At 64.7% G+C, this 23,386-nt stretch carries 24 protein-coding genes and 1 tRNA gene; 9 read left to right on the top strand and 16 right to left on the bottom strand.

Going from position 1 to position 23,386, the window contains the following annotated elements; all coding sequences use genetic code 11:
- Positions 1–31: 31 nt before the first annotated feature.
- From NHH73_01255 to NHH73_01245, 3 genes are all read right to left on the bottom strand, one after another.
- Positions 32–301: a hypothetical protein gene (locus tag NHH73_01255; GenBank protein USX26955.1), complete on the bottom strand. Its 270-nt coding sequence runs from the start codon at positions 299–301 to the stop codon at positions 32–34.
- A 10-nt stretch (positions 302–311) separates the two neighbouring features.
- Positions 312–1,805, bottom strand: a complete 1,494-nt coding sequence (locus NHH73_01250) for a DUF4331 domain-containing protein (protein ID USX26954.1) — start codon at positions 1,803–1,805, stop codon at positions 312–314.
- A 114-nt stretch (positions 1,806–1,919) separates the two neighbouring features.
- Positions 1,920–3,851, bottom strand: coding sequence for a TonB-dependent receptor (locus NHH73_01245; protein ID USX29759.1), 1,932 nt, complete (start codon positions 3,849–3,851; stop codon positions 1,920–1,922).
- 284 nt (positions 3,852–4,135) lie between these two features.
- On the opposite strand from NHH73_01245, the gene NHH73_01240 reads away from it, so the two are divergent.
- The gene (locus NHH73_01240) at positions 4,136–4,723 is read left to right on the top strand and encodes a sigma-70 family RNA polymerase sigma factor (GenBank protein ID USX26953.1); all 588 of its coding nucleotides are present in this window, start codon (positions 4,136–4,138) and stop codon (positions 4,721–4,723) included.
- Positions 4,720–5,424 carry an anti-sigma factor gene (locus NHH73_01235; GenBank protein USX26952.1) on the top strand — a complete coding sequence of 235 codons (705 nt, stop codon included), beginning with the start codon at positions 4,720–4,722 and terminating at the stop codon, positions 5,422–5,424. Before NHH73_01240 ends, NHH73_01235 begins: the two co-directional genes overlap by 4 nt.
- A gap of 60 nt (positions 5,425–5,484) precedes the next feature.
- Here NHH73_01235 and NHH73_01230 read toward each other — a convergent pair whose 3' ends face one another.
- Positions 5,485–6,141 (bottom strand): hypothetical protein, encoded by a 657-nt coding sequence (locus tag NHH73_01230; protein USX26951.1) that lies wholly within the window; start codon positions 6,139–6,141, stop codon positions 5,485–5,487.
- A gap of 361 nt (positions 6,142–6,502) precedes the next feature.
- Between NHH73_01230 and NHH73_01225 the strand changes: the two genes are divergently transcribed.
- From NHH73_01225 to NHH73_01215, 3 genes are all read left to right on the top strand, one after another.
- Complete coding sequence (locus NHH73_01225; protein ID USX26950.1) at positions 6,503–6,925, top strand: PaaI family thioesterase; 423 nt, start codon at positions 6,503–6,505, stop codon at positions 6,923–6,925.
- Between the two features lie 54 nt (positions 6,926–6,979).
- A complete protein-coding gene (locus NHH73_01220; protein ID USX26949.1) occupies positions 6,980–7,471 on the top strand; it encodes a group 1 truncated hemoglobin in 492 nt (163 codons plus the stop codon).
- 97 nt (positions 7,472–7,568) lie between these two features.
- On the top strand, positions 7,569–8,387 hold the full coding sequence (locus tag NHH73_01215) for a DUF3034 family protein (GenBank protein ID USX29758.1): 819 nt from the start codon (positions 7,569–7,571) through the stop codon (positions 8,385–8,387).
- Here NHH73_01215 and cynS read toward each other — a convergent pair whose 3' ends face one another.
- From cynS to NHH73_01185, 6 genes are all read right to left on the bottom strand, one after another.
- Positions 8,388–8,831 (bottom strand): cyanase, encoded by a 444-nt coding sequence (gene cynS / locus NHH73_01210; protein USX26948.1) that lies wholly within the window; start codon positions 8,829–8,831, stop codon positions 8,388–8,390. It lies immediately after the preceding gene.
- A gap of 70 nt (positions 8,832–8,901) precedes the next feature.
- Complete coding sequence (locus NHH73_01205; GenBank protein ID USX26947.1) at positions 8,902–9,480, bottom strand: TlpA family protein disulfide reductase; 579 nt, start codon at positions 9,478–9,480, stop codon at positions 8,902–8,904.
- A 38-nt stretch (positions 9,481–9,518) separates the two neighbouring features.
- Positions 9,519–10,220: a BON domain-containing protein gene (locus NHH73_01200; GenBank protein USX26946.1), complete on the bottom strand. Its 702-nt coding sequence runs from the start codon at positions 10,218–10,220 to the stop codon at positions 9,519–9,521.
- Positions 10,213–10,809, bottom strand: a complete 597-nt coding sequence (locus tag NHH73_01195) for a phosphoheptose isomerase (GenBank protein USX26945.1) — start codon at positions 10,807–10,809, stop codon at positions 10,213–10,215. Before NHH73_01195 ends, NHH73_01200 begins: the two co-directional genes overlap by 8 nt.
- 57 nt (positions 10,810–10,866) lie before the next feature.
- Entirely contained in the window at positions 10,867–11,253 is a 387-nt protein-coding gene (locus NHH73_01190) for a YraN family protein (protein USX26944.1), read from the bottom strand.
- A 7-nt stretch (positions 11,254–11,260) separates the two neighbouring features.
- Complete coding sequence (locus tag NHH73_01185; protein ID USX26943.1) at positions 11,261–12,562, bottom strand: penicillin-binding protein activator; 1,302 nt, start codon at positions 12,560–12,562, stop codon at positions 11,261–11,263.
- A 112-nt stretch (positions 12,563–12,674) separates the two neighbouring features.
- Here NHH73_01185 and rsmI point away from each other — a divergent pair, with 112 nt between their 5' ends.
- The 4 genes from rsmI (at position 12,675) to NHH73_01165 (ending at position 16,260) form a co-directional block, all read left to right on the top strand.
- Positions 12,675–13,583 carry a 16S rRNA (cytidine(1402)-2'-O)-methyltransferase gene (gene rsmI / locus NHH73_01180; protein ID USX26942.1) on the top strand — a complete coding sequence of 303 codons (909 nt, stop codon included), beginning with the start codon at positions 12,675–12,677 and terminating at the stop codon, positions 13,581–13,583.
- Between the two features lie 417 nt (positions 13,584–14,000).
- Positions 14,001–14,077: transfer RNA gene (locus tag NHH73_01175), tRNA-Pro, on the top strand.
- A gap of 153 nt (positions 14,078–14,230) precedes the next feature.
- Positions 14,231–15,529 (top strand): histidine kinase, encoded by a 1,299-nt coding sequence (locus NHH73_01170; protein ID USX26941.1) that lies wholly within the window; start codon positions 14,231–14,233, stop codon positions 15,527–15,529.
- Positions 15,526–16,260: a LytTR family DNA-binding domain-containing protein gene (locus tag NHH73_01165; GenBank protein USX26940.1), complete on the top strand. Its 735-nt coding sequence runs from the start codon at positions 15,526–15,528 to the stop codon at positions 16,258–16,260. Before NHH73_01170 ends, NHH73_01165 begins: the two co-directional genes overlap by 4 nt.
- Positions 16,261–16,264: 4 nt before the next feature.
- Here NHH73_01165 and NHH73_01160 read toward each other — a convergent pair whose 3' ends face one another.
- The 6 genes from NHH73_01160 to bioF form a co-directional block, all read right to left on the bottom strand.
- A complete protein-coding gene (locus tag NHH73_01160) occupies positions 16,265–17,176 on the bottom strand; it encodes a hydroxymethylglutaryl-CoA lyase (GenBank protein ID USX26939.1) in 912 nt (303 codons plus the stop codon).
- Between the two features lie 2 nt (positions 17,177–17,178).
- The gene (locus NHH73_01155; GenBank protein ID USX26938.1) at positions 17,179–18,111 is read right to left on the bottom strand and encodes a glyoxylate/hydroxypyruvate reductase A; all 933 of its coding nucleotides are present in this window, start codon (positions 18,109–18,111) and stop codon (positions 17,179–17,181) included.
- Positions 18,112–18,131: 20 nt separating this feature from the next.
- On the bottom strand, positions 18,132–20,171 hold the full coding sequence (locus NHH73_01150; protein USX26937.1) for an acetyl/propionyl/methylcrotonyl-CoA carboxylase subunit alpha: 2,040 nt from the start codon (positions 20,169–20,171) through the stop codon (positions 18,132–18,134).
- A gap of 113 nt (positions 20,172–20,284) precedes the next feature.
- Positions 20,285–21,334, bottom strand: coding sequence for a biotin synthase BioB (bioB, locus tag NHH73_01145; protein ID USX26936.1), 1,050 nt, complete (start codon positions 21,332–21,334; stop codon positions 20,285–20,287).
- A gap of 28 nt (positions 21,335–21,362) precedes the next feature.
- Positions 21,363–22,181, bottom strand: a complete 819-nt coding sequence (gene bioD / locus NHH73_01140; protein ID USX26935.1) for a dethiobiotin synthase — start codon at positions 22,179–22,181, stop codon at positions 21,363–21,365.
- Positions 22,178–23,386, bottom strand: a complete 1,209-nt coding sequence (gene bioF, locus NHH73_01135; protein ID USX26934.1) for an 8-amino-7-oxononanoate synthase — start codon at positions 23,384–23,386, stop codon at positions 22,178–22,180. The genes bioD and bioF overlap by 4 nt, the downstream gene beginning before the upstream one ends.

Below are 23,386 nucleotides of genomic sequence, written 5' to 3'. Positions count from 1 at the left end.
CCATGCGGCGTCCGCCCTTGTCACTGCTTGCTTACTTCACGGCTGCCGGTTCCGTGTCGTCCGGCGTGGTGACGGCGACAGGATCGGTCGCCGTCGGCTCGGTGGTGGTTTCGCTGCCATCGCCGATGAGGGACATCACCGCGGCAAAGAAGCTATCCAACATGCTGACCGGCGGCGTGACCACCGGTGGCGTCACCACAGGCGGCGTCACCGGCGGTGTGGAGGCGATGTGGTCGCTGCCGCCGCCGCAGGCGCTCAACGCGAGCACGCATACCAGGCCCAGATATTTAAGGGATCTCATGTCGTCCCCCTTACATCTGCGGCGAACCGGCGATCGGCGTTTTCAGGTACGGGAACGAGGCGTTGAAGAAGCTGTCGTCCAGGTAGGCGCCGTCGGTGAAGTGCAGGCCGCCGGCAGCTGCGTCGGCCGGTGCGCAGCCCAGGTTCAGGGTGCACAGTTTGCCCATCACCACGCGCAGCGCGATGTCGACCACATCATCGCCCGGACGGCGGCCGTTCGGGAAGCCGGCGTTGTCGCCGTCGATGACGCCAAGGCGCTTCTGCGCGCCGGCGGCGACGGCTGGCGTCGACGTGTTCAGGCGCAGCATTTCAGACGCGGTGACAGTCGTCGGCTGGTTCAAGCCTTTGACGCCGGTGAGGAAGGCCGCCACCAGGTCGTTGCGCGGGAAATTGGTCGGCGCCTTGGCGCCGGCGCTGCCGTACAGGATTTCGATCAGCGCGGGCAAGGTTGGATTGGTGACATAGGTGGCGAACTGGCCGTCGCCGGAAGGCTTGCTGGCGTTGAAGGTGTCCTTGTCTTTGAGGCCGATGACGACTTCATTGACCAGCGGCGCGCCCAGGCGCGATACCTGGGTCCAGGCGCCGCCCTCTTTCGACGGCGAGCTGGAGTTCGGCGTTGGGTTCAACAGGCGTCCCTGGCGCAGGCTGGCGGTGGTCCAGCCGCCGATGACCGGGTCGCCGCCGGTGGACGCGGTCAGGCACGATGCCGCCACTTCCAGTTCGATCGCGGTCACGTTCTTGGTCGCCAGGTCGTCCTTGGCGCCCTTCTCGGCGCCGGCGGAAAACTCGGTGGCCGGCGCCTTGATGTTGACCAGGTCGAAGGTCTCGCCCAGGTTGACCACGAACGGGTCTTTGCGCTGGCCGACGAACAGGCGCGCCGGCGTGCTGCAGCCGGGGATGTTGACGTTGTAGACGTGGGCAGCGGCATACGCGGCGTAGTTGGGGATCGACTTGTTGCCGATGTTATCGAGCGGCTTGTCGAAGGTGGCGCCGCCGGCGACGTTGGTCACGGCAGCCTTGGTGCCGGTACGGCGGTCGCCGCGCACGACGTTGACGGTGTAGGTCTCGCGCACGTTGGCGCCGGGGGCGTTGACGCCGGCAATGGCGCCGCCGTTGATCACCAGCGGAATCGAGACGTCCTTGCCGCCGACGGACAGTTTGGTGTCCTTGTTGGTGTTGGTGAAGCGGAACTGGAACGTCAAGTCTTCCTTGGCGTCGCCGTTGTTATCGATGTGGATCTCGTACAACGCGTTCGGGTCCATGGCGAAGTAGTTAGGGCCGCCGTAGGCGTCCTGCAGCGGCACGTAGTCGGCGATCAGGGTGACGAAGTTGGATCGGCCGCTCTCGTAGCTGCGGAACATATAGAAGTCGGTGGCGTCGACTTTGGGACTTTGCGTGACGAACGGTGCTTCGCGGTGGCTGGACGCCATGGCCGCCGGTGCGATGGCGCCGGCAAGAGTGCCCAGCACGGCCGCGTACAGCGCCTGCTTGAAGATTGTTTGCATTCGATTTCTCCCCAACTGGTTGATTTGATTGGACTGCACGGTCGTATACGCGGCGTTCATGACGCCAGATTCAGATTCGATAAGATTTTTGAAAATATATTTAAAAGTGATGCGTTAAAAACTGTGCGACAGCGTCACGCGCCAGGTGCGCGGCTCGACCGGGTGCGAGTGGACGTCGTCGACGCCCTCGGCCGGTTCGCCGGGCAGGCGCGAGGCGTAGTAGTAATCGATGTCGCTGGCGCGGCGGTTGAACAGGTTGAAGCCGTCGAGCGTGAGTTTGGTGCGCTTGCCGAGCTGGTAGCCGATGCGGCCGTAGGCCAGCGCCGTCGATGCCGAGCGCACGCTGTTGTCTTCGATGAGCGGGCGGGGTCCGAAGTAGCGCAGCTCCATGCCGCCGAACCAGCGTCCTAGGTCCTTGACCGTGACGCCGAACGAGGCCACCTTGTTGAGCGATCCCGGCACGCGGTTGCCGGCCGGGTCGTCTCGACGATAGCGGGCGCGCGATGCCGACAGGTCCAGGTCGAACAGCAGCCACGGCGCGGCGATGTAGTGGTTGCTCCATTCGATGCCGCTGCGGCGGCTGGGGCGGCTCGCCTCGGTGTCGCCGCTGTCGCCGACGTAGACCAGTTCGGAGTCGATGTCCAGCGTCCACAGCGACAGCGAGCTTTGCAGGCCGCGTAGCCATTCGCTGCGGACGCCCAGCTCGGCGCCGCGCGTGCCCACCAGCGGCGTGGCCCCGGCCGCGCCGGGCGCGATCACGCCACGGGCGTCGTTGCTGTGGAAGCCGGCGCCGTAATTGATGAAGTATTCGGTTTTGGCCCATGGGCCGAAGATCAGCGACAGCTTGGGCGAGGCCTTGTTCGCGCTGGCGCTGTTGCCGTTGACGTCGAAGCGGTAGGCGTCATAGCGCAGGCCGGCGATGGTGCGAAATTCCGGTAGCCAATAACTGGTGTTCTCCAGATACAGTCCGGCGCTCGCTTCCTTGACGCGGTCTTCGCGCACGGTGCTCAGCCGCTCGCGTTCCCGCGCGGCGTACAGGCCGATCGGCGATATATGGTCGTAGCGCGTCTGCACGCCGACCTTGTTGCGCATGTCGATGCCGGCTATCTTGTCGAGCCAGGTCTGGCTGGCGTTGAAGCCGCCCATGGTGCGCCGCTCGCTCTGTTGGAACTGGTCGCCGTTGACCGGGTCGGCCAGCAGGTAGGTGAAGTTGCTGTATAGATCCAGACTGGAGCGCACCACATAGGCCGACGCTTCGGTGATGCGGCCGTCGTCGCGCCGGTGCATGTCCCACGACAGGCTGCTGCGGGACGTTTCGCCGCCGTCGCTGGCGTCGAGCGTGCCGAAACGGCCGATCAGGCCGTCGCGCACGGCCCGTTGCGGCACCTGGTCGGTGGCGTTCCAGCGGTTGCGGTAGGCCATGGCGGTGACGCTGTAGCCATTTTGGGCGTCGCCACGGCTGTAGCGCAGCATGGCGTTGTATTTTCGCACCTGTTCCGGTGTTTGCCACGGACCGTCGTTGCGGCCCAGATCGATGCCGTACAGCAAGGTGCCGCCGGCGGCGTCCATCGAGTCCGCCAGCAAGGCGCGGCGGTAGCCGTAGCGTCCCAAGGTCAGGCTGGCGATGCCTTCTGGCAGCCGGTCCGACAGGCGGATGTGGGCCGCGCCGGCCGACGAAAAGTCGCCCTCGTCGGCGAAGTAGCTACCCTTTTTATAGTCGATGCGCTGGACCAGCTCGGGGATCAGGAAGTTGAGGTCGGAGTAGCCCTGGCCGTGCGCGTTGCTGCGCATGTTGACCGGCATGGCGTCGACATACGTGGCGAAGTCGGTGCCGTGGTCGAGGTTGAAGCCGCGCAGGAAGTACTGGTTGGCCTTGCCGTCGCCGCTGTGCTGCGTGACGATCATGCCGGGCACGAACTCCAGCAGCTCGCCGGTGCGCAGCGCGGCGCGGCTGGCGATCAGGCTGGATGTCACCGTGCCCTGGCTGGCCGCGTCCGAGGTGCCGACCGCGTTGTCGTAATGCGCCAACACCGTGACCCGGCTCATCGCCACCGTGCCGGCCACTTCGGCGTCCTCGGCGGCGAGCGCCATGCCGGCCGGCCCCTGTGTGGCGGCCATGGCCAGTACCGTTGCCATGCTGCGTTTCATCCCCATCGCGTCTCCCAACCCGAGTTATTTTTTATTCAAAGTTGGGTAGTTGTACGGAGGGGGAGGCGGTTCGGATTCAATTGCTGACCCGATAATATATTTTCGCGCGCGCGTGAGAATATGGTATTTTTCACACGCCCAATTTGTTTCCCATCAATGCATCATCACTTTCAAGGCGCGCAGTGTCCGACGTTCATTCACTCGATCCCCAGCAGCTGCGCACGTGGCTGCAAGGCGCCGCCAACCGCGATGACGCCGCCTTCCGTTCCCTCTACGACGCCACATCATCGAAACTGTTTGGCTTCGCGCTGCGTATATTGAACAAGCGCGAACTTGCCGAAGAGGTGTTGCAAGAGAGTTTCGTGGCGATCTGGAACAACGCTGGCAGTTATCAAAGCCATTTGGCCGCACCGATGACGTGGATGACCACCATCGTGCGCAACAAGGCTTTCGATCTCTTGCGCCGCAGCGATGTGACCACCGAAATCGATGGGGAACAGTTTGACAGCGAGGTTATCAATGCATTACGGGATCCGGGCGCCACGCCGATCGAGGCACTTCAGATGAGCAGCGACGCCAAGGCACTGGCCTACTGCATGTCCGCGCTGGAAGGGCTGCACCGCCAGGTGGTGGGGCTGGCGTTCTTCCACGACCTGTCGCATAGCGAGGTGGCGGCGCAGATGGCGCTGCCGATCGGCACCGTCAAGACGTGGATACGCCGCAGCCTGGAACGGCTGAAGACCTGCTTGTCGAAGCGGGAGCAATCATGAACATCCGCGACAACGGACCGCTGCGCGAGAAGCTGGCGGCGGAATACGTGCTTGGCACCCTGAAGGGGGGCGCGCGGCGGCGTTTCGAAGGCTATATGCACAACGACGCGGCGCTGCGCCGCACCACGCAGGAGTGGGCGGACCGATTGACGCCGCTGGCAGAGTTTGCGACGCCGCAAGCGCCGCGCCGCCAGGTGTGGACCAACATCGAACGGCGCCTGAACCTCAAGCGCGCGCACTCTGCCTGGCAATTCTGGCGCAATGAGTCGGTCACGTTCTGGCGCTCGCTGGGCGTGGTGTCGACGGCGCTGGCGGCTCTGCTGGTGGTGGTCATCACCACCCGCACGCTGGACGCGCCGCAGCTCGATTATGTCGCCACGCTGACCGACGAGAAGTCGCAGACCGCGCTGGTGCTGACCGGCGACACCGGCCGCAAGGCGCTGACGGTGCGCATGGTGGGCAACGCGCCGGTGCCTGCGGATAAATCGCTCGAGCTGTGGGCGGTGCCGAAGCAGGGCAATCCGCGTTCGCTCGGTCTGCTGGCCGATCGGGGCGAGGTCAAGCTGGCGCTGACCAGCAACGCCATCGGCGACGACGTCGCGCTGCTGGCGGTGACCCTGGAGCCGAAGGGCGGCTCGCCGAAGGCCGACGGCCCGACCGGTCCTATCCTGTACAAAGGCGCTTGGGTACGCGTGATGTAGTTGGTATCATGGGGAGTATTGGCTTCGGCCCTTACTCCGGGCCAGGGCTCAGCCATGAATTCATGGCTTCGCCGCGAGCGCAGCCGTTACCACTTCCCATTGTGCCAACCACCGTGCCGTCTCAACGCAACGGCTCTTGATTAGCCTGGCTATCCGCAAATGATGCTCATCCAATGGATGGGCAAAAATCGGTTCGTGGTGAGCGATTCTGTTTCGAAATCCCCGCAGTGCTTCCATTTCGTCATACAGCTTGGTTCTGGCCGCTGCCACTGTCAGCGGAAAGGGCAAGAAGGGAAACGCAATCCGCAAATTAACATTCCAGACATGAGGGTCGTGGCGTACGGTGAACATCTTGCACCAGAAAACGAATTTCAGCTCGGCGATCACTTTGCCGGTGGCACCGACGGGGATGCCTTGGCGAGCTTGTTGAAGATCGCCTTTGCGCGCTGCCGTCAACGTGCGTTCGAAACCGGCATCCCACGGCCAGTCGGGTCCATACTTGAGTTCGAGCGCATGAGCGATGCCGTTGCGCATAACTACCTCGCAGATATGTAGCGATGAGAAGAAAGCGCCGGACACCAGAGCATTCCAAACGTAAATATCCAGAGCGGTCGCGGCCGGGGAAAACCCCGTAGCAGCGAGATAGGTGCCCAATCGCACTGGCGAGATAGTGCGGCTAACAGCGACGGTTTGGGCGGGTGTTAGGGCCATTTTCATCAAATTTGATGCTTCGGTTTTAGGATTCGTATACAATCAGGTTGTGATTTCCAGGACTTGTTAGCTTCGGCTTTCCCCTGGGGACAAGAGAGTTAGAATGGCCCACTTCGGTGGGCCATTCCCGTTTACGGCTCTATTCTTCAATTGGCCTTTGTAACCATGACGGCGACCTTATGCTTCCGACGCTCAATGTCAAAGTTGGAGAGACTGCGCATTACGACACAACGTACTCCACATCCCTTACGACATTCCTGTAGTGCGTCAAGCCAATCGATTTCAGCGCACGAAGTCGGCGCACCAGCCCGAAATTGCGAAAATTGCTATCATTGCCAGCTAAATTTTAAAAACTGAAAGGCTGGCAATGGACGCGCAAAAATTCACGCCCGAGTACTTTAATCAGTTCGGCCAGGAGACGCTGCCCTCCCATCTCGGCATCGTCATTACGGAGGTGCGCGAAGGCGAGTTGGTGGCGCAGTTCGAGGTGGCGGCCAAGCACTTGGCGCCTAACGGTTTCCTGCACGCCGGCAGCGTGGTCACCTTGGCCGATACCGCCTGCGGCTACGCGTGTTTCGCGCACCTGCCGGAAGGCGCGCAGAACTTCACCACCATCGAGCTGAAGTCGAACCACCTCGGCACCGCGCGCGACGGCGTGGTGGTGGCCACGGCGAAGGCGGTTCATCTGGGCCGCACCACGCAGGTGTGGGACGCGGTGGTGACCAGCCAGGCCACTGGTAAAACAATAGCGTTGTTCCGCTGCACACAGATGGTTTTGTTCCCCAAATAGCGCCAAATAGCTGATAAATTGTGCATGGGAGCAACCCTCGCACAAGGATATCAAATGAGTCGATTCACGAAGCTGGCCGGCGTCGGCCTGGGCCTGATTTTGGCGTCTTCCTTGGCCTCCTCGCTGGCATTCGCGCAGACGCCGTACACCGACGACAAGGTCTATCAAGGACTGGGTGGCAAGGAGGGCATCAAGAAGATCGTCGATACCTTCATTCCGCTGATGCTGGCCGATCCGCGCATCAAGGACAGCTTTACCGACTTCGACATGGAGCAGCTGAACGTGCGCCTGCAGGAGCAGTTCTGCGAGTTCGCCGGCGGCCCGTGCAAGTACACCGGCAAATACCGCGACAAGACGATGGACGGCGTCGGCACCGAGCGTGACATGGCGACCGTGCACCAGGATTTGAAAGTCACCAACGCGATGTTCAATGCGCTGACCGAGGATTTGCAGATCGCCATGGAGCGCAACAACGTGCCCAATAGCGTGGCGAACAAGCTGATAGCCAAGCTGGCGCCGATGCAGCGCGCCATCGTGACCAAATAACCCGGCCGGGAGCCCCGCAGTGAACAATCATCCTTTGAAAAATATCCTGGCGACGGTAGCTGCGGCTTTGGCGTGCGGCGGCGCGGCCGCGCAGGCGATGCCGGACATGGGCAAGTTCCTCGCCACCGGTGGCGTCAGCCAGGTCGAAGGCGCGGGCGGCGGCGGCATCGTGCCGTGGGCGCTGATTTCCGGCTATGGCACGCGCGACAGCTGGGGCGCGAACGCGCACTACACCTATCTCAAAACCCAGGACTACAAGTTGACCAGCTATGGCGTGGCGGTGGGGATCGCCGACCGGGTCGAGATATCGCTGGCCAACCAGGAATTCAAGGGCAGCCTGGCGCCGCTCAACCAGCTGGCGATCAAGCAGGATATCGTCGGCGTGAAAGTGAAAGTCGCCGGCGACGCCGTCTACGAACAGGATAGCTGGCTGCCGCAGATCGCCGTCGGCGCCATGTACAAGAAGAACAAGGGCATCGGTGGCCTGGGCGCGCTGGGCGTGACCAATGTGACGCAGCTGGGCGCGAAGGACGATCATGGCTACGATTACTACGTCGCCGCGACCAAGATCCTGTTCGAGCAAAGTTTGCTGCTCAACGCCACTTTGAGGTCGACCAATGCCAATCAAATGGGTTTGCTGGGATTCGGCGGAGACCTGCGCGACAGCCGGCGCTTCATGCCGGAGTTCTCGGCCGCGTACCTGGTTTCGCGCAAGCTGGCGGTGGGCGCCGAGTACCGGCGCAAGCCGCGCAACCTGACCGTCGATGACGAGAAGGCATATTACGACGCCTTCGTGGCCTGGTTCCCGACCAAGCATCTCTCGGTGACGGCGGCCTACGCGGAGCTGGGCGACATCACCATCTTCAATCCCAAAAAGCAGCACGGCGTGTACCTGTCGGTGCAGGCCGGGTTCTGATCAATACGATTTGTAGGGCAGGAATTTGCCGCTCAGGACCACCTGCACGCGGTCGCCCTTCGGATCTTCTTCGCGCTGGATGTCCATCGAAAAATCGATCGCGCTCATGATGCCGTCGCCGAACTCCTCGTGGATCAATTCCTTGATGGTGGTGCCGTACACGCTGACGATCTCGTACCAGCGGTAGATCAGCGGGTCGGTCGGCACCGCCGACGGCAGCGAGCCTTTGTACGGCACGATCTGCAGCCATGCCGCCTCTTCGTCGGTCAGGTCGAACAGCCGCTGCGCCGTGTCGGCCTGCTGGCGGTTGAACGTCATCTGGCCGAGCAGCGCGGCGGTCGTCCATTCCTTGCTCTGGCCGATCTCTTTGGCGATGTCGCCCCACAGCATTTTGCGGGCGACTTTGACGGACAGGATTTTATGCGTGACTTGTTGGCGGTCCATGACGGCTCCTCGGGTTGGGATGGTCATGGAGCATGCAAGCGCTATGCCAGCGCCTGCGGCGTGACGGCGACTAGCTCTTGAGCGACGTCGCCAGCAGCTTGTGCAGCTCGTCGAAATCCGGCTTGCCCAGATAGCGCTTGAGGATTTTGCCGTCCTTGCCGACGACGAAGGTGGTCGGCGTCATGGAGACGTCGCCGTAGGCCTTGGCGGCCGAGCCGTCCGTGTCCAGCGCCACCTTGAAGGGCAACTGGCGCGTTTCGGCATAGTTGATGACGTAGTTGGCCGGATCGTAGCTCATCGCCACGGCGACGAATTCCATGCCCTGTGGTTTGAACTTGTTGTAGGTCTCGACCATTTGGGGCATTTCGGCCACGCACGTGGTGCACGACGTCGCCCAGAAATTGACCATGTAGACTTTGCCGCGCAAGGCGTCGGGGGAGATCTTTTCGCCTTTGATGGTGACGAAGCCGACGTCCGGCGCGACCGGGCGCTTGTTCAGCGAGAGATAGCCGCCAAAGCCGATGGCGGCGATCACCACGGCCGCCAGCACCGGCTTGATCCAGCCGCGCGACGACGAAGTAGGGGAAGGAGCAGCGGAAGTGAGCGTATCTTGCATGATGGTGTCGGGCGCCGAAGAGGGTGGAGTCATTATAGACCGGTATCCCCGACGACGCCCGCGAGCCGTTTTTACTGCACCGAGTGGGTGGTGGCGCCACCGCTGTCGGCGTTGGCCGGGGCTGCAGCCGGGGCTGGGGCAGGCGTTGCCTGGTACTGCTTGTACTCTTCCTCGGAGATGTACTCGAACACCTTGACCACCTTGTTCACGCCGCTCACGCCACGGGCGATGTCGGCGCCGATCTGGCCTTCGCGCTGGGTCACGCGGCCCTGCAGGTAGACCGTGCCGCGCTCGGTGGTGACCTGGTAGGAGTTGGCCGAGATATCCTTGGCGTCGACCAGGCTGGCCTTGACCTTGGTGGTGATCAGCGTGTCGTTGGAGCGCGAGGTGTAGCTGGCCGGGCCGGCAATTTCCAGCTCGTTGGTGACCGAAATCACGCCTTCGACGCTGCGCACTTCGCGCTCGGCGGCCGCTTTCATCGTCTCGTCGCGCACTTCGCCTGTCAGCAGCACACGGCGGTTGAAGCTGTTGACGTTGGTGTGGCCGGCGTCGCCGACGACGTTGCGCAGCTTGTTCGCGGCCTTGATCTGGATCGTGGTGTCCTCGGTCTGGGCGCCGAAGGTGCGGCGGTCCGACGCGGCCAGGGTGCCGGAGATGGCGCCGCCGGCGACCAGCGCGATACAGCCGGTCAACGAGGTCATCATCGCCGCGCACAGCACGCTCAGGGCCAGCGGGCGCTGGATCTTGTTCCAGATAGCACCTGGGTTAGTCATTCACATCTCCTCCGAATAGCGCGACGTCGATGCCGTCGCAAATGCAATGTATGGATACCAGATGGACTTCCTGGATACGGGCGGTGCGGTCGGCCGGCACGCAGATGTGGACGTCGGCGTCGGTCAGCATCTTGCCGATGGCGCCGCCGCCCTTGCCTGTCATGGCCACCACGCGCATTTCGCGTTCCAGCGCCGCTTCGATGGCCGCCATCACGTTGGCCGAGTTGCCCGACGTCGAGAACGCCAGCAGGATGTCGCCGGCCTGGCCGAACGCTTGCACCTGCTTGGAGAAGATCTCGCGGTAGCTGTAGTCGTTGGCCACCGCCGTCAGGATCGAGGTGTCGGTGGTCAGCGCCATCGCCGGCAGCGGGAAGCGTTCGCGCTCGAAGCGTCCCACCAGCTCGGCCGCGAAGTGCTGGGCGTCGGCGGCCGAACCGCCGTTGCCGCACACCAGGATCTTGTTGCCGTTGGACAGCGCCGAGAACATCAGTTCGATCGCCTGCGCCAAATGCGGGGCGAGGACGGTGGCGGATTGGATTTTGATTTCGGCACTTTCGTGGAAGTGCGCCAGGATGCGTTGATTATTCATAGTGTGCTGATTATAGTGCAGTCCCTCGGGGAGCCGGACAAGCTCTGTTAAAAATGCTTACAACTCCAGAATGTTTTGCATCCATGACAACGTTTCATCGTCGATGGCAACCAGGTCGAAGCGGCATGGGGGCGGATCGGGGTGGCGCAGCAGGTAATACTGGGCGGCGTTGATCAGGCGCCGGCGCTTGGCCGGTGTGACGCTGGCGGCCGCGCCGCCGAAGCCTGCCGCCGCGCGGCGCCGTACTTCGACGAACACCAGGCCGCCCCGGTCCTTCATGATCAGGTCGATCTCGCCGACCTTGCACAGGAAATTGCGCTCGACCAGGGTCAGGCCCTGGCCGATCAGGTGGGCGAGCGCGCGGTCCTCGCCCAGCCGGCCCAGCCGTTGCTGCTCGGTGGGTTGCCCGCCGGAGGAACCAGCGCGTTGCCGTGGCGGCGACATGGCGATCTCATCGTGCGACGGCCTGCGGCACGCCGTTTTTGTAGATGGCCGGCTGCTCGATCCGCTCGAAGCTGGACGTGCCCGCGCCGAAATCGACCGTCAGGCGGCCGGTGACGCCGTCGATGTTGAAGCGGCCGGCCGGGCGGCGGCTGATTTCGCGCGCCACGCGGTAGGCGTCGATGCCGAGCGCGTACAGGCGTTCCATGTCGGCCGTGCCGGCCTGCACCGGATGCGGATAGACCATCACGGCCGGATGGTCGCGTTGCACCTGCCACGGCAGGTCCAGCAGGCGCACGCCGTCGAGCTCGGGGCCGGCGAAGGCCATGGTGGTTCCCGGATTGAGCGCCGAGGTGCCGTAGACCGGCAGCGCGCTAAACGAGCTGAGCTGGACCGGCGGCTGGGCCGGCATGGCGTCGGCGGTGCTGATGGTGGGATTGGTCGGCTCGGTCGTCACCGGGGCGCTCAGCGCGCCGCGCAGCTGGCGGGTCTGGTCGGCGCCCATGGCCGAGAACAGCAGGCCGGGCGGATCCTGCGCCAGGCGCGCGCGCAGCTGCACCAGGTCCGGATCGCTGAGGTAGCCGTTGGGCGCGTTGAGCTCGACCATGCGCACCGGCTGGCCGATGCGCTGCCACTGTCCGGCGAAGGCGGCGGCGATGCGGCGCTGCCAGGACGAGCTGGTGGTCAGAATCATCGCGCTGGCGCCGGGATGGTCGGCGGCGGCCCACTGGGCGGCCTGGCGCGCTTCTTCCTCGATCGACAGGCCCATGGCCAGCATCTTCGGCGGCAGCGGCGCGGCGCCGGCGCTGCCGTAGCCTTCCGGATAGTTCAGCGCGATGGTCGGCTTGCTTACCAGCGGGCTGGAGGCGATCGCCGCCACGGCCGAACGCGCCAGCGGGCCGACGATGATGTCCTCGCGCTCGGCCGCGCTGGCGTAGGTCGACAGGATGTCCTGCGGCACGTCGGTGGTCTCGATGACGGTGACGGTGATGTTGTCGCGGTCGCGCTCCCACGCCGCCATGAAGCCGGCGCGCAGCGATTCGGCGGCCGCGCCCAGGGTTTCGGAGCGCAGCGGCAGCAGCAGCGCCATGTTGACCGGCGCGTTGGACGGCCGCGCGCCCTCGTCGGCCAGGCGGCCCTGCGGCTGGTCGCCGGTGCTGCTGGCGGTGGCGCCGGGCGCTGCGGGGGCGGCGCCGCCCGGCAGGTCGATGGCGAAGGTTTCGGCAGCCGGGGGCGTCGGCTCCGGTGGCGGCTTTGGCAGCGGCGGAGGCGGAGCGGGCGGTGTCGGGGTTGCGCTTATAATGGGCGCCATGGGTGGGATCGGCGTGCTGCCGCAGCCACTCAAGGCGACGGCCGTGACCGCCGCAATCGTCGTAATAGCCGCACACCGCAGCGACAACCTCATACTTTTCATTCGACCCCCAATGACCGACCAAGATTCCCGCGCCATTTCCACCCTTCCCGTGCTGGGTGAAACGGCGCACCAGGCCTATCCTAGCGCAACCTTGTATATCGTGGCGACCCCCATCGGCAATGTGACCGATATTACGCTGCGCGCGTTGCACGTTTTGAGCCTGGTCGACGCGGTCGCCTGCGAGGATACGCGCAACACGGCGCAGCTGATGACCCGTTTCGGGCTGCACAAGCCGCTCATCGCCGCGCACCAGCACAACGAGCGCGAGGTGGCCGAGACCCTGATCGCGCGTTTGCAGGGCGGCGAGCGCATCGCGCTGGTGTCGGACGCCGGCACGCCGGGCGTGTCCGATCCGGGCGCGCGCATCGTCGACGCGGTGCGGGCGGCCGGTTTGCGCGTGTTGCCGCTGCCGGGGGCGTCGGCGGCGGTCACGGCCTTGTCGGCCAGCGGATTGGTCAATGACCAGTTTTACTTTGTCGGCTTCCTGCCGGCCAAGGCCAAGCAGCGCGAGAATTTCCTTGGCACATTGCGCGCGGTGACGGCGACGATGGTTTTCTATGAGGCGCCGCACCGGATACTCGATTGCGCCGTGGCGCTGGCGTCCGCGTTCGAGCCGGAGCGCGAAGTGGTGTTCGCGCGCGAGCTGACCAAGATGTTCGAGGAAATCCACCGCTGCCCGTTGTCGGAGGCGGAGGCGTGGATCAAGGCCGATCCGCACCGCGAAAAGGGCGAATTCGTCGTGCTGCTGGCCGGCGCGCCGGCGGCCGAGGACGAGCAGGATGTCGAAGCCGAGCGGATATTGAAGATCTTGCTGACCGAATGCTCGGTCAAGCAAGCCGCCAACCTGGCCGCCCAGATCACCGGCCGCAAGAAAAACGCGCTGTACGACCGTGCGTTGCAACTGAAAGAAGAAGACTGATCAGAACTTGCAGCCGTGATCCTTCTTGTCCAACAACCAGAATAGCGGCGTCAGCAGGTTGGCGCCGGGCTGGTTGAGGCAACTTTTACCTTTGGCGCCTTCCATTTTGGCCGCCAGCTCGGTCCCCGTCTGCTCCGGATAAAGTGGATGGTCAGCTCGGCCGGCGCCTGTGGCGAGGTCAGCCGGTAGCCGAAAATTAACAGCGCATGCAAAACCATCGAAACGGCGATGCCCCATATCATCCCGGGCCGCCGCAGTCGTGCGGGCTGGCCCAGGGTCAAGGTCGCGCTCATGGTTTTTTAGTTAAGTTATGCATACCCCCGGGATATTACCTTGAAAAAAATCGGCGGTGGTACATAATGATTTTTATAGCGGCACTTGACGGATACTGGGGCAGCTTGTATTATCTTGCTTCTTCGGAGTGTAGCGCAGCCCGGTAGCGCACCTGGTTTGGGACCAGGGGGTCCAAGGTTCGAATCCTTGTACTCCGACCAGTATTTAAAACCCTCGTTTGATGGCAACGTCAAACGGGGGTTTTTCCATTTCAAAACCGTGTTCATCCCGCAAATTCGGCTGTCGGTCGCATCTGCCCCAGGAACGCGGGACGGCTCGCTAGAATGCCTTCAGTTCAAACCGGAGGTGACGCCATGATGTCGTTCAAATTGCCGTTCAACGCCAGGGTTGCGCTTGTCGAGCATGACCCATCGCTGGTGCGCCGGTATTTCTTGCAAACGCTGTTGCGGCATGCGCTCGCGGCGGTGCTGGTGTGCGGCCTGTGCCTGTCGCTTCCCGTCGCATATGCCTGGTGGTCGCAGGGCTACGTCGCCGACAGCGTCAACTGGTTCTACCTGTTACCTCTGATCGATTTCATCCTCATGTTCCCGGTGCTCATCGCCATGGCGTGCGGTTACCTCGGCAAGCTGCGCGAGGCCGGCACGGCGCTGACGCCGGAGATGATCTCCTCGCGGCCCAGCATGACGGTGAGCTCCCCTCTCGACACGCTCAGCACCTTCGATCTGTGCGCCGAAACCTTGTCCGGACTGACCCTGGGCCTGGCGCTGGGCTATCCGGGACCGGCGTCGTTTTCGCACCAGCAGTTCAAGGGCAGGATCCGGATCTCGCCGCCACACACCTTGTGGCTATGGCGGCGCATGGAAGTGCTGGTGATCGGCGAACCCGGGCAACCGACGCAAATCCAGGTGCGGCGCCGCTTCGGCCTGGAGTTTTTCCAGGTGCAGAGGGGCGAGCCATGGGACGCGGTGCAGACGGTGGCCCATCATCTGCATGTCGAAGTCAAACGCCGCCACCACACGCTGCAACTGGCGCGGCGCGAGCACGAGCTGGAACGCGCGGCGTTGAACGCGAAACTGTCTGCGCTGCAGGCGCAGGTGGAGCCGCATTTTCTGTTCAATACCCTGGCCAACCTCAAATACCTGATTCGCACCGATGGCGACACGGCGCAGTTGATGCTCGATCATCTGGTCGGTTATTTGCAAAGCGCCCTGCCGGACATGCGCTCCGTGTCGTCCACCGTCGGGCGCGAGCTGGCGCTGGCGGGCGATTATCTGTCGATCATGCAGATACGGATGGGCGAGCGGCTGCGCTTCCGCATCGACGCCGATGAAGCGGTGCGCGCGCTGCCGTTTCCGCCGGCGATGCTGATTTCGCTGGTGGAGAACGCGATCAAGCATGGGCTGGAAAGCGCGACCCGTCCCGGTGATCTGCTGATCCGTGCCACCGTCGACGGCGGTGCGCTGCGGCTGACGGTGCGCGACAATGGCGCGGGCCTGAGCGATCAGCCGGGCCAGGGACTCGGCCTGGCCAACATCCACGAGCGCTTGCGGCTGTTGTATGGAGAGGGCGCGTCGCTGACGGTGGAGGCGCTGGACGATGGCGGTGTCGAGGCCACGCTGTCGGTGCCGTTGCCCGTGTTGGAGGTGGCATGACCAGCGCTTTGATCGTCGAGGACGAGCCGCTGCTGCGTGCCGAGCTGGCGGACCAGCTGGCGGCGCTGTGGCCCGAACTGGAGATCGCAGGACAGGCGGAAAACGGCATCGAGGCGGTGGCGATGCTGGAGGCGCTGCGCCCGGATATCGTTTTTCTCGATATCCAGATACCGGGCTTGAATGGCTTGGAGGTGGCGCGGCATGTGCCGGAATCGGCGCAGATCGTTTTTGTCACCGCGTATGCGGAACACGCGTTGAATGCCTTCGACGCCGGCGCCGCCGACTATCTGGTCAAGCCGCTGTCGGCCGCGCGCCTGCTGCAAACGGTGAAACGGTTGAAGAGCCGCGAAAGCCGCGTGGTCGCGCCGGAGGTGTGGGAGCGGTTGTTCGGCAAGGCCGCCGCACCGGTCTATCTGAAGTGGATCAAGGCGTCGACCGGCAGTTCGGTGCGGCTGGTGATGGTGAAGGATGTGCAGTTCTTCACGTCGGACGGCAAGTACACGCGGGTGGTGACCGCCAGCGGCGACGCGTTGATACGGGTGCCGTTGAAAAGCCTGATCGAGCAGCTGGACCCGGGGCAGTTCGCGCAGGTGCATCGCGGGGCGATCGTCAACCTGGAGGCGATCGAGCGTATCGACCGCGATGGCGCGGCGATGGAGATTCGTTTGAAAGGGAGATCGGAGAAACTGGCCGTGAGCGAGGCGTTCACGCGCCAGTTTCGTCAGATGTAGCGTTCTAGTTCGCGCGCTTGGCGGCGATGGCGTTGCCGGCGCGGCTGGCGCCTTTGCGGCCGAGGAAGTGCGAGATGAACTGGCCCGCATCGACCACGATATCGAGGTCGATGCCGGTTTCGATCCCCAACCCCTGCATCAGGTACAGCACGTCCTCGGTGGCGACGTTGCCGGTCGCGCCCTTGGCGTACGGGCAGCCGCCCAGTCCCGACACCGACGAGTGGTAGATCGAGATGCCCACCTCCAGGCTGGCGTAGATGTTGGCCAGCGCCTGTCCGTACGTGTCGTGGAAGTGCCCCGCCAGACCGTCGGCGCGGAACTCGCGGATCGCGCGCTCCATCACCGCCTGCGTCTTGCGCGGTGTGGCCACGCCGATGGTGTCGGCAATGTCGATTTCGTCGCAGCCCAGGTCGCGCATGCGGCCCACCACGTCGGCCACCGCGTCGAGCGGCACGTCGCCCTGGTACGGGCAGCCGAACGAGCAGCTGATGCTGCCGCGCAGGCGCAGGCCGTTTTCCTTGGCGGTCCTGGCTACTTCCTCGAAGCGGGCGATCGATTCGGCGATCGAGCAGTTGATGTTCTTTTGCGAGAACGCTTCCGACGCCGAGCCGAAAATCACCACTTCGTCGGCGCGCGCGGCCAGCGCCGCCGTCAGGCCCTGCATGTTGGGCGTGAGCGCGGAGTAGATCACGCCGTCCTTGCGCGCGATGCCGGCCATGACCTCGGTGCTGGTGGCCATCTGCGGCACCCACTTCGGCGAGACGAAGGACGCCGCTTCGATGTTCTGGAAGCCGGCGCTGGTGAGGCGGTCCACCAGTTCGATCTTGACGTCGGCTGGCACGCTGGCTTTTTCGTTTTGCAGGCCGTCGCGCGGTCCCACTTCGACGATCTTGACCTGCCTTGGCGAACTGTTCATCTTCAATATCCTTGGTTGCGGTCGACGATGTCGGCGACGGGTTCGCCCTTTTCGAGCTTGCGGATTTTCTCGGCGATCTGCTGCACGCTTTCGCGCCGCAGGGTCAGCGCCGAGATGTGCGGCGTGATCGTGATGCGCGGCTCCTGCCAGAACGGGTGCTGCGCCGGCAGCGGCTCGTTGCGGAACACGTCCAGCGTGGCGGCGGCGATGTGGCCGGATTTGATCAGCGACAGCAGATCCGGTTCGGCGATGTGCGCGCCGCGCGCGACGTTGATGATGAAGGCGCCGGCCGGCAGCTTGCCCATGTTGGTGCGGTCGATCAGGTTGGACGTCTCCGGCGTCAGCGGCAGCATGCAGACCAGCACCCGGCTGCCGCGCAGGAAGGTGTCCAGTCCATCGCTGCCGTGGTAGCACTGCACGCCCGGGATGCGCTTTTCGCTGCGGCTCCAGCCGCGCAGCGGGAAGCCGAACGGCGCCAGCGCTTCAAGCACGCGGGTGCCCAGCACACCCATGCCCAGCACCCCGATCGGAAAGTCGCTCTTGACGTGCTGCGGCAGCGGCGCCCACAGGCCGGAGCGCGCCTGCGCCTCGTATTCGTCGAAGCGGCGGAAGTAGCGCAGCACCGAATACGTGACGTATTCGGCCATCTGCACCGCCATGCCGGCGTCGCCCAGGCGGATAATGGGCACTTCGCGCGGAATGGCGTCGCCGAAGCGCAGCAGCGCGTCGACGCCGGCGCCGGTGTTGAAGATCGCCTTGACCTGCGCCAGCTCCGGCAGCATGGCTTCGGGCGGCGACCACACCACCGCGTAGTCGCAAGGCTGGCTGGTTTCGCCGGCGTGCCAGATCTCGAATTCCGCCTCGGGCAGGAACTTGGTGAAGTCCTTGATCCACGGCTCGGTCTTGCCGTCCGCGCGATGTAAAAGAATGCGCATGATGATCTCCTGATCGTTCTTTACGCCGTCTTGAACGCCAGCAGCGGTGCGCCATCGGCCACCTGGTCGCCAACGCCGTAGAGGATGTCGTCGACCACCCCATCGTGCGGCGCGGCGATGGTGTGCTCCATTTTCATGGCTTCCATGATGACGAGGGCATCCCCTTTTTTCACTTCCTGGCCTTTGGTGGCCAGCACCGCGACCACCTTGCCCGGCATCGGCGCGGTCAGGCGGCCGCCTTCGGCCTCCGTCTCGCCGGCGTGGGCCATCGGGTCGTTGTAGGTCAACTGGTAGTGCGCGCCGCCGGTGAAGACGTGCAGCACATCGCCGTCGCGGCGCACAGCGCCGTGCACGGCCTGGTCGCCCAGCTTGATGCTGTAGCCGTCCGCGCCTTCGGCCGTGAGGCTGAGGGCTTCGGGCTGCGCGCCCGCGCCCATACTGAACAGCCAGCCGTCGGCGCGGTAGCTGACGTGGGCGGTGTAGGGCTGGTCGCTGGCGAATTCGTCGCCGAACGACAACGCGCGCAAGTAAGGCTGGTTCATGCGCCAACCCAGCGCCTGGCCCCACGGGTCGGCGGGATTGGCGCGCGATTGCGCGGCGGCGCTTTGTTTTTCGGCGGCGATCAGCGACACCACGGCCAGCGCCAGCGCGGCTTTCGGCGCGGCCTGCGGCGCCGGGAACAGCGCGTCCTGATTGCGTTCGATCAGGCCGGTGTCCAGATCGGCGGTGGAGAAGGCCTGGCCTTCGACCAGGCGTTTGAGGAAGGCGATGTTGGTCGCCAGGCCGACCACCTGGTATTCCGACAGCGCCTGCGCCATGCGGGCCAGCGCCTGTTTGCGGTCCGCACCCCAGACGATCAACTTGGCGATCATCGGATCGTAGAACGGCGAGATGGCGTCGCCGGCGCGCACGCCGGAATCGATGCGCACGCCGGCCGGCAGATTGATCGCGCCGCCAAGCTCGAACGAGACGGCGTCCGGCGTGGCCAGATGGCGCAAGGTGCCGATCGACGGCAGGAAGCCTTTTTCCGGATTCTCGGCGTAGATGCGCGCCTCGATGGCGTGGCCGTTGATGACCAGTTCGTGCTGCTGTTTCGGCAGCGGTTCGCCGGCGGCCACGCGCAGCTGCCATTCCACCAGGTCGGTCCCGGTGACCATCTCGGTGACGGGATGCTCGACTTGCAGGCGGGTGTTCATCTCCATGAAGTAGAACGAGCCGTCCTGGTTGGCGATGAATTCCACCGTGCCGGCGCCGACATAGCCGACTGCCTTGGCGGCGGCCACCGCAGCCTCGCCCATGGCGGCGCGGCGCTCGGCCGTCATACTCGGCGCGGGCGCTTCCTCCAATACCTTCTGGTGGCGGCGCTGCACCGAGCAATCGCGCTCGAACAGGTAGATGCAGTTGCCGAGGGTGTCGGCGAAGACCTGGATTTCAATGTGGCGCGGACGCTGGAGGTATTTCTCCGCCAGCACCTTGTCGTCGCCGAAGGAGCTGATCGCCTCGCGCTTGCACGACGCCAGCGCGTCCTTGAACTGCGCCGAGTTCTCGATCACGCGCATGCCCTTGCCGCCGCCGCCGGCCGAGGCCTTGAGCAGCACCGGGTAGCCGATCTTGTCGGCCTGCGTGTGCAGGAAGTCGGCGTCCTGCTGTTCACCGTGATAGCCCGGCACCAGCGGCACGTTGGCCTTTTCCATCAGCGACTTGGCGGCGGACTTGGAGCCCATCGCGCGCATCGCCGATGCCGGCGGGCCGATGAAGACCAGGCCCGCCTCGGCGCAGGCGTCGGCGAAGGCAGCGTTCTCGGACAGGAAGCCGTAGCCGGGGTGGATCGCTTGCGCGCCGGTGGCCTTGGCGACGGCGATGATCTTGTCGCCGCACAGGTAGCTCTCCTTGGCGGCGGCGGGGCCGATCAGCACCGCTTCGTCGCAGACGGCGACGTGCTTGGCGTTGGCGTCGGCCTCGGAGTAAACGGCGACGGTTTTGATGCCCATGCGGCGTGCGGTGGCGGCGACCCGGCAGGCGATCTCGCCACGGTTTGCGATCAGGATTTTGGTGAACATTTTTGTCTCCGTATATTTTTTGTTTTTAACCCACCACCATGCCGCAGGTTCGCCCGGGCCGGGGGTTTGGGGTCGTACCCCGTACGGGGTACGACCCCGCCCAGCTTTGCGGGTTAGCAGCCGCACTTCTCTTTTGGGGCCGATTCCAGTACGGCGCCACGGGTTTTGAGGCCCAGTTTCGCCAGCAGGTTGCGGTCGTCCTCCGCTTCCGGATTTTCGGTCGTCAGCAGCTTGTCGCCGTAGAAGATCGAATTGGCGCCGGCCATGAAGCACATCGCTTGTACCGCTTCGCCCATCTGGCGGCGGCCGGCCGACAGGCGCACGCGGGCCTTCGGCATCGTGATGCGGGCGACGGCGATGGTGCGCACGAATTCGAACGGGTCCAGCGGGTCCATGCCGTACAGCGGCGTGCCTTCGACCTGCACCAGGTGGTTGACCGGCACCGATTCCGGATACGGGTTCAGGTTGGCCAGCTGCGCGATCAAACCGGCGCGCTGCAGGCGCGTCTCGCCCATGCCGACGATGCCGCCGCAGCAGACTTTCAGGCCCGCTTCACGAATGCGGCCCAGCGTGTCCAGGCGGTCCTGGTATTCGCGGGTCGAGATGACGTTGTCGTAGAACTCGGGCGCCGTATCCAGGTTGTGGTTGTAGTAATCCAGGCCGGCGTCCTTCAGGCGCTGCGCCTGGCTTTCCTCCAGCATGCCCAAGGTGGCGCAGGTTTCCAGGCCGAGCGCCTTCACTTCGCGCACCATCTCCTCGACCTTGTCCATGTCGCGATCCTTCGGGCTGCGCCAGGCGGCGCCCATGCAGAACCGGGTGGCGCCGTTGTCCTTGGCCTGGCGGGCGGCGTCGAGCACCGTGTCGATGTCGAGGATCTTCTTGGCTTCGACGCCGGTGTCGTAGCGCGCCGCTTGCGGGCAGTAGCCGCAGTCTTCCTCGCAGCCGCCGGTCTTGATCGACAACAGCGTGGCCAGTTCGACGTCGCCGTCCGGGAAGTTGAGGCGGTGCGTTTGCTGCGCCTTGAACATCAGGTCATTGAACGGCAGGTCGAACAGCGCCATCACGTCTTCCAGCGGCCAGGTCGCCGCCGGCGGCAGGGTGATCGCGGCGGTCGGACGGTGCAGGGCGACGGTTTTAGGTTCTTGGAGGGTGGTCAGGGACATCGTGTTTCCTTGTCTGTTCAAAGTTCGTTCAAAGTTTGTTCCGGGTTGGCCAGTTGGGCAGCCCGGTAAAATCGATATGGGCGGCGGCCGCCTCCGCGCTGGGGTTTTCCAGGCGCGGGATGCGTCCCAGCAGCGGCGCGTCGATGCGCTGCGCCAGCGCGGCGACGTTTTCGTCGGCAAAGGCCATGTCGGCCTGGGTCTCGTTGGCGACCCAGCCGATCACCGTCAGGCCGCGCGCTTCGATCGCCTCGACCGTCAGCAGCGCGTGGCTGATGCAGCCGAGCCGCAGGCCGACCACCAGCACCACCGGCAGCGCGAGCTGCTCGGCCAGGTCGGCGGTGTCGAATTCGTCGTTGAGCGGCACGCGGAAGCCGCCCACGCCCTCGACCACCACGGCGTCGGAGGCGGCGTTGATTTCGACGTAGGCGGCCAGGATCGGCACCGCCGAAATGGTGACGCCCTCGAGCGCGGCGGCGATGTGCGGCGCGGCCGGCTCCTTGAGCAGGAACGGCGTGGTAATCGTCGGCAGCAGGTGGACGTTGCCGGCGGCGGCCAGCTGGTCGCAGTCGTCGTTGTGCCATTCGCCGTCGCGCAGCTCGGCGCCGGCTGCCACCGGCTTCATGCCGCAAGCGCGCACGCCGGCCTTCACCAAGGCGTGCAGCATCGCCGACGAGACCAGCGTCTTGCCGATTTCCGTGTCGGTACCGGTGACGAAGCAGCAAAAGCGCGGCGGCAGGCCCCCTGCCAGCACCGCCGGCTGCATCTCTGGCTCCTGCTCCAGTACCTCATCGACCGCTGGCGCGTCGGACGGTATGTCGACTGCTATGACGGGATCATCGAGACTCATCTGACGTCCTTTTCGAAGGCATCCAAATTATTCAGCGCGGTGATCAGCTGCGCCACTTCCATGCTGCTATGGGCCGCCGATAGCGTCACCCGCAGGCGCGATGTGCCTGGCGCGACGGTGGGCGGACGGATAGTGCCGACCCACAGCCCCTGTTCGTACAGAGCCGCGCCGGCGCGCATGGTTTCGGCATTATCGCCGATCAGGATAGGTTGGATCGCCGTCACCGACGGCAAACGCCGCCAGCGACGCAGTTTGAGCCCAACCTCGCCATCGTCCAATTGTGCCACCAATGCGGCAAGGTGCGCGCGCCGTTTTATGCCTTCCTGGCCCTCGATCAGGTCGATGCTGGTCAGCAGGGCGTGCGCCAGCGCCGGCGGCGTAGCGGTGGTGAAGATGTAGGGGCGGGCTTTCTGGATCAGCGTCTCGATCACCGTCTCGTGGGCGGCGACGAAGGCGCCGCCCACGCCGGCCGCCTTGCCCAGGGTGCCCATATAGACCAGATAGGGCGAGCGCAAGTTGAAATGCTCCAGCGCGCCCCGTCCATGGTCGCCCAGGGTGCCGAAGCCGTGGGCGTCGTCGATGACCAGCCAGGCGCCGTGTTGTTCGCACAACGCGAGAAGGGCCGGCAGCGGCGCCAGGTCGCCATCCATGCTGAAGACGCTGTCCGTCACTACCAGCTTGGTAGCGGCGTTGCTGGCCGCGAGCATGGCGCCCAGCGCTTCCAGATCCGCATGCGGGTAGACGGTAACCTTGGCGCGCGACAGTCGGGCGCCGTCGATCAGCGAGGCGTGGTTGAGCGATTCGGAGAAGATCTCGGCCTCGCGGTCGCCGGCGGTCAGGCCGGTGATGATGGCGAGGTTGGCCATGTAGCCGGTGCAGAAGGTCAGCGCGCGCGCCGATTCCAGATGGGCGCCGACGAATTCGGCCAGGCGCTCCTCCAGCATGGCGTGGGCGCGGACATGGCCGCTGATCATGTGCGAGGCGCCGCTGCCGACGCCATAGATCGCGGCCCCTTCCTGCAGCGCGAGCTTGAGCTTCGGGTGGTTGGCCAGGCCCAGATAGTCGTTGCTGCAGAAAGCCAGCAACTGGCGGCCGTCGACCGACACGCGGGCGCCGCATGGCGTGTCGACGGTGCGGCGCTTGCGGATCAGGCTTTGCTCGTCGAGCGCGCGCAGCTGGCCCGTGAGTTTGTTCAGCAGATCCAT

This window comes from Oxalobacteraceae bacterium OTU3CINTB1 (assembly GCA_024123955.1).
Classification (GTDB): domain Bacteria; phylum Pseudomonadota; class Gammaproteobacteria; order Burkholderiales; family Burkholderiaceae_D; genus Rugamonas.
The sequence above is the reverse complement of the archived record's forward strand: the minus strand, read 5'-3'. Positions and strand labels throughout refer to the sequence as shown.

What these genes read in the sequence shown, in the direction of transcription:
- NHH73_01185 (USX26943.1), bottom strand. Translation starts at nt 12,562, where the DNA reads ATGGCGCCCATTATAAGCGCAACCCCGACACCGCCCGCTCCGCCTCCG.
- NHH73_01150 (USX26937.1), bottom strand. Translation starts at nt 20,171, where the DNA reads ATGTTCACCAAAATCCTGATCGCAAACCGTGGCGAGATCGCCTGCCGG.
- NHH73_01230 (USX26951.1), bottom strand. Translation starts at nt 6,141, where the DNA reads ATGAAAATGGCCCTAACACCCGCCCAAACCGTCGCTGTTAGCCGCACT.
- bioF (USX26934.1), bottom strand. Translation starts at nt 23,386, where the DNA reads ATGGATCTGCTGAACAAACTCACGGGCCAGCTGCGCGCGCTCGACGAG.
- NHH73_01235 (USX26952.1), top strand. Translation starts at nt 4,720, where the DNA reads ATGAACATCCGCGACAACGGACCGCTGCGCGAGAAGCTGGCGGCGGAA.
- rsmI (USX26942.1), top strand. Translation starts at nt 12,675, where the DNA reads ATGACCGACCAAGATTCCCGCGCCATTTCCACCCTTCCCGTGCTGGGT.
- NHH73_01195 (USX26945.1), bottom strand. Translation starts at nt 10,809, where the DNA reads ATGAATAATCAACGCATCCTGGCGCACTTCCACGAAAGTGCCGAAATC.
- NHH73_01215 (USX29758.1), top strand. Translation starts at nt 7,569, where the DNA reads ATGCCGGACATGGGCAAGTTCCTCGCCACCGGTGGCGTCAGCCAGGTC.
- cynS (USX26948.1), bottom strand. Translation starts at nt 8,831, where the DNA reads ATGGACCGCCAACAAGTCACGCATAAAATCCTGTCCGTCAAAGTCGCC.
- NHH73_01165 (USX26940.1), top strand. Translation starts at nt 15,526, where the DNA reads ATGACCAGCGCTTTGATCGTCGAGGACGAGCCGCTGCTGCGTGCCGAG.
- NHH73_01245 (USX29759.1), bottom strand. Translation starts at nt 3,851, where the DNA reads ATGAGCCGGGTCACGGTGTTGGCGCATTACGACAACGCGGTCGGCACC.
- bioB (USX26936.1), bottom strand. Translation starts at nt 21,334, where the DNA reads ATGTCCCTGACCACCCTCCAAGAACCTAAAACCGTCGCCCTGCACCGT.
- NHH73_01220 (USX26949.1), top strand. Translation starts at nt 6,980, where the DNA reads ATGAGTCGATTCACGAAGCTGGCCGGCGTCGGCCTGGGCCTGATTTTG.
- bioD (USX26935.1), bottom strand. Translation starts at nt 22,181, where the DNA reads ATGAGTCTCGATGATCCCGTCATAGCAGTCGACATACCGTCCGACGCG.
- NHH73_01200 (USX26946.1), bottom strand. Translation starts at nt 10,220, where the DNA reads ATGACTAACCCAGGTGCTATCTGGAACAAGATCCAGCGCCCGCTGGCC.
- NHH73_01250 (USX26954.1), bottom strand. Translation starts at nt 1,805, where the DNA reads ATGCAAACAATCTTCAAGCAGGCGCTGTACGCGGCCGTGCTGGGCACT.
- NHH73_01225 (USX26950.1), top strand. Translation starts at nt 6,503, where the DNA reads ATGGACGCGCAAAAATTCACGCCCGAGTACTTTAATCAGTTCGGCCAG.
- NHH73_01170 (USX26941.1), top strand. Translation starts at nt 14,231, where the DNA reads ATGATGTCGTTCAAATTGCCGTTCAACGCCAGGGTTGCGCTTGTCGAG.
- NHH73_01190 (USX26944.1), bottom strand. Translation starts at nt 11,253, where the DNA reads ATGTCGCCGCCACGGCAACGCGCTGGTTCCTCCGGCGGGCAACCCACC.
- NHH73_01160 (USX26939.1), bottom strand. Translation starts at nt 17,176, where the DNA reads ATGAACAGTTCGCCAAGGCAGGTCAAGATCGTCGAAGTGGGACCGCGC.
- NHH73_01255 (USX26955.1), bottom strand. Translation starts at nt 301, where the DNA reads ATGAGATCCCTTAAATATCTGGGCCTGGTATGCGTGCTCGCGTTGAGC.
- NHH73_01155 (USX26938.1), bottom strand. Translation starts at nt 18,111, where the DNA reads ATGCGCATTCTTTTACATCGCGCGGACGGCAAGACCGAGCCGTGGATC.
- NHH73_01205 (USX26947.1), bottom strand. Translation starts at nt 9,480, where the DNA reads ATGACTCCACCCTCTTCGGCGCCCGACACCATCATGCAAGATACGCTC.